The following is a 3910-nucleotide window of genomic DNA, read 5'->3' on the forward strand; positions in this document are numbered from 1 at the left end:
GGATAAGTTGGCTAGGAGCCGGATGAGGTGAAAGTCTCATGTCCGGTTCTGAATGGGAGGTGAGGGTTGCAAAGCCCTCATCGACCCCTAATGAATTTCCGCCAGAAATAAGGAAACAAACCAACACTCGCTCGAATCGAATCCTACCCTCTACACTCTCGCCGCGTTAACTCGCGAGCATCTACAGAAAATTTTCACAACCAGTATCAATCACCATGAAGACTATCCAGCCCCCTAAATTTGAGTCCGTTTATGGCCCAGTGAGTTCGTGGCGATACGGGCGATCGCTCGGGATCGACCCGATCGGCACGGTGTCTACCTGTTCGTTTAACTGCGTCTATTGCCAACTCGGCGAAATCGAACGCCAAACCCGCGATCGCGCCATCTACGTCCCCACCGATCTCATCCTCCAGGATCTCGAAGCCTTCGCCCCTTGGGACGTAGATGTAATTACCCTCAGTGGGAGTGGCGAACCCACCTTGGCGCTCAACTTAGGAGAACTCTTGACCCGCATAGCCGATCGCACCGATCGCCCCACCTTAGTCCTGACCAACGCCACCTTACTCACCGACCCCCAGGTGCGCGCCGAATTGGCACGGGCCGATCGCGTCTCGATTAAATTAGATGCCGTCTCCTCCAAACGGATGCAAGGAGTAGACCGCCCGGTGGGCAATCTGGATTTCAATACCCTGTGGAGCGGCATTGAGCAATTCCGGGCGCAATACAGCGGACAACTGGGCATCCAAACCATGTTGCTCTCGCCGTGGGACGCCGAAACCAGAGCCGAATACATTCGCCGAATGCGATCGCTCGGTCCGGATGAAATCCAACTCAATACCCCCACCCGTCCCAAACCCCTCACCCGCCAATTCGATGGGCGCGGAAATCATACCCCACCACTCCGTCGCCCCTATCCCGTCCAAGTCTTCAAGCAAGTTAGCCCCAACATCTTGCACGCCTTTGCCACAGAAATTCAAAACGCCACCGGCATTTCCGTGCGCTGCGCCCCGGTTTAAGAGCCAACAAGCAAACCTCCAACCCTACTCTATAAAAGCTTAGCGCCGATTTAACCGTTCATTCAGCCACATTTAAACTGCACAATGACTGAATCCCAAAAGCGGCCAATCGAGCCTCGGATTTATCCCCTAACCTTCATAGGATTGTGCCGCATCGGCATCAGTTTCCGGGGATTGAGCCACGGGTTCGAGATGTTGCCCCCGTTGATTCATCCGGTCTTTTACAATATCTCGCAGGGTACCGTACTCCGTGGTCATGCCAAAGCTGGAAGGATTCACCGGATCTTTATAAGTGAAATGGCGATAATTCAAGCAGAATCTATCCCAAGACGACATCTCAATCCGGAACAAACCGATGAGAATATCGGCCAACCAAGGCGCGAGGGGGATGCGAAATAGAATTCGGCGATCGAGCGTCGCACAGACTTGTTCGATCGCTTGATTCACCGTAATGGGTGCATTCCCCAAAACAAAGGGACGTGAAGGTTCCGGGGGATTTTCTACCAGGGAAAGCACCACCTGAGCGATATCTCGGGCATGGATGAAATGAAAGCCGCCTTCTGCTTTAAAAAAGCGAATCAGACTGATTTTTTCCAAGACTTGCGGAAGTCCTGCAGAAATATGGGACTGAGGTTTTTGCTCGTCGCCGCCAAATACTAACGTGGGAAACAGAGTCGTGATGCGCGAGGCGAGGGGCAAACGAGACAGGCGACGCAAGCAGTCGTATTTAGAGCGGATATATTCGGTGCCGAGTTGGGTAGCTTCTTTGAGCAATTCGTTATTGCGATCGAGAATGCTCGCCGTGGAAAAATAGATAACCTGCTCGCAGATTTCTGGGTTGAGCAGTTCCATCAACCGAATCGTCTTCAAAACGTTGATGTCAAAAACTTCCTGAGCTCCGCCCCAAGCGGTAGCGGTGAGAATTGCCACATCCATCGTTTCGAGAACCTCGGCGAGTTTATCAATCTCGCGCATATCTGCTTGCACGAGATTGATCCCGGGGCGCGCTTCGAGATCCACTCGGAGTTTGTCTGGATTTCTGACCATCAGGTACAGGTCGTAGTCTGTTTCCTGAATCAACGCCTCGGCGATATAGTGACCGATGCAGCCACTCGCGCCAGTGATGAAAATCCGCTTCTGAGGTCGATAGTAGTTAGAATACACGAGGATCTGGGGCTAGAAGTGTGTAGGAGCTTCAGATTTATTGCGATAGTCGATTTTAGAGTTTCGTGGCGGGTTTGTCAAAAGCCACGGATTGCGACTGAATAAAGACACCGGGGACGGGAAACGGGGAGTGGCGGCGGGCGCAATCCCCGTTTCCCGATTTTAGGATCGGTGACAATCGTTCTATTTTCTAATCCCGGCGTTAAAGATGCAATCGGGAGTTTCTCGCGCGAGGCGATCGCTCATCGAGACGCGAGGAGTTGGTCCGCTTGCTTGGCAGTTTCAAAGAAATATGCCACATTTTCCTCGGGAGTTTTTTGCAAAACCCCGTGACCCAGGTTGAGAATGTGCTGGTGGTTGCCCGCTTTGCGAATGGTTTCGAGAATGCGTAAGCGGATGAATTCTTTTGAACCAAACAACGCGCAAGGGTCGATATTTCCTTGCACCCCCACATTGGTTCCCAGTCGCTGGCGCGCTTCAGCCATGTCCACGGTCCAATCCAAGCTGACGATATCCACCCCGGATTGAGCCATCCGCTCCAAAATGCCGGCACTGCCATTAATGTAAAGAATCATCGGCGTATCCGGATGAGTCGCCTTCACTTGCTCCACCACTCGTTTTTGGTAGGGCATCGCAAAGGTTTCGTAGTCTTGCGGACTCAGTTGACCCGCCCAGGAATCAAACATCTGCACCACTTGCGCGCCGCAGTCGATTTGATAGCTCAGGTAAACCGCGATCGCATCCGCCAATTTGCCCAAAAACTTGTGCAGCATTTCGGGTTCGGAAAACGCCATGCTCTTAATAATGGTGTAGTCTTTTGAAGACTTCCCTTCAATCGCATACGCCGCCAAGGTCCAAGGCGCACCCACAAATCCCAGTACCGTGGACTCATTGCCCACTTCCTCGCGCAACGCTTTTAAAATCGTGCGGATAAAGGGCATCGATTCGGAGGGATTGATGGGATGCAGCTTCTCGATCTGCTCCAAGCTGCGGATCGGCGGGTCGATAATCGGTCCAAAGCGTTCTACGATATCGAACGGAATGCCAATCCCCGGTAAGGGCGTTAGAATATCGGAGAATAGAATCACCCCATCGGGTTTAAAAGCCCGCCAGGGTTGCAAAGAGATTTCGATCGCAATGTCGGGGTTTTCCGATCGCTCCCGAAATGACGGATATTTCTCGCGTAATTCCCGATAAGCTTTCATATAACGCCCCGCCTGTCGCATCATCCATACCGGGGGACGCTCTAATTTTTCACCCCGCGCTGCTCTGAGTAGATAAGGAATTTGGCTCGAACCCGCCATTTAGATTTCACCTTAAATGTTACTTAAATGCCAACATCTAGCTTACCATTGCCGGATTCTCCTTTTTTATTTCTCTGTGCCCTGACTTGCCAGGGGCGATCGCTTTTTTTCAGCGAGCCAAACTCTAATACCATATTTTTTCCCGATTTCCCTATTTTGTAATATTTTTTAACGTTTTGTCCGCTTGGCAAGCGGTGGATCCTACCATGAGCGCCAGTGTTTGGCACGAAGAGGACTGGTTTGTGGCGAGAGTGCTTAGAGATAGAGGTAGCCAGTCAAGGAGAAACAGAAGCGGAGGCGATCGCCAATAAGAGTGGAAGCGATCGAACTGTTAATGACTCAAGCCTGCTTTACTGGAAAATTCTAGATTATTCCGGAAATACCTCACGGCGTGTGGTAGAGTATTGAGTAGTGCAAAAAACACAT

General features: G+C 51.5%; 4 protein-coding genes. 2 read left to right on the forward strand and 2 right to left on the reverse strand.

Annotation, left to right across the window (positions count from 1 at the left end):
- The first annotated feature begins 215 nt into the window (after positions 1-215).
- Positions 216-1016: a radical SAM protein gene (locus tag AC0QH1_RS07155; protein WP_324630305.1), complete on the forward strand. Its 801-nt coding sequence runs from the start codon at positions 216-218 to the stop codon at positions 1014-1016.
- Positions 1017-1145: 129 nt separating this feature from the next.
- Here the strand turns inward: AC0QH1_RS07155 and AC0QH1_RS07160 are convergent, their stop codons facing one another.
- Positions 1146-2180 carry an NAD-dependent epimerase/dehydratase family protein gene (locus AC0QH1_RS07160; RefSeq protein ID WP_324630306.1) on the reverse strand — a complete coding sequence of 345 codons (1035 nt, stop codon included), beginning with the start codon at positions 2178-2180 and terminating at the stop codon, positions 1146-1148.
- 242 nt (positions 2181-2422) lie between these two features.
- Positions 2423-3484 (reverse strand): uroporphyrinogen decarboxylase, encoded by a 1062-nt coding sequence (hemE, locus tag AC0QH1_RS07165; RefSeq protein ID WP_324630307.1) that lies wholly within the window; start codon positions 3482-3484, stop codon positions 2423-2425.
- A 216-nt stretch (positions 3485-3700) separates the two neighbouring features.
- Between hemE and AC0QH1_RS07170 the strand changes: the two genes are divergently transcribed.
- The gene (locus tag AC0QH1_RS07170; protein WP_324630308.1) at positions 3701-3892 is read left to right on the forward strand and encodes a hypothetical protein; all 192 of its coding nucleotides are present in this window, start codon (positions 3701-3703) and stop codon (positions 3890-3892) included.
- Positions 3893-3910 lie beyond the last annotated feature (18 nt).

The organism is Phormidium sp. CCY1219, from assembly GCF_055795085.1.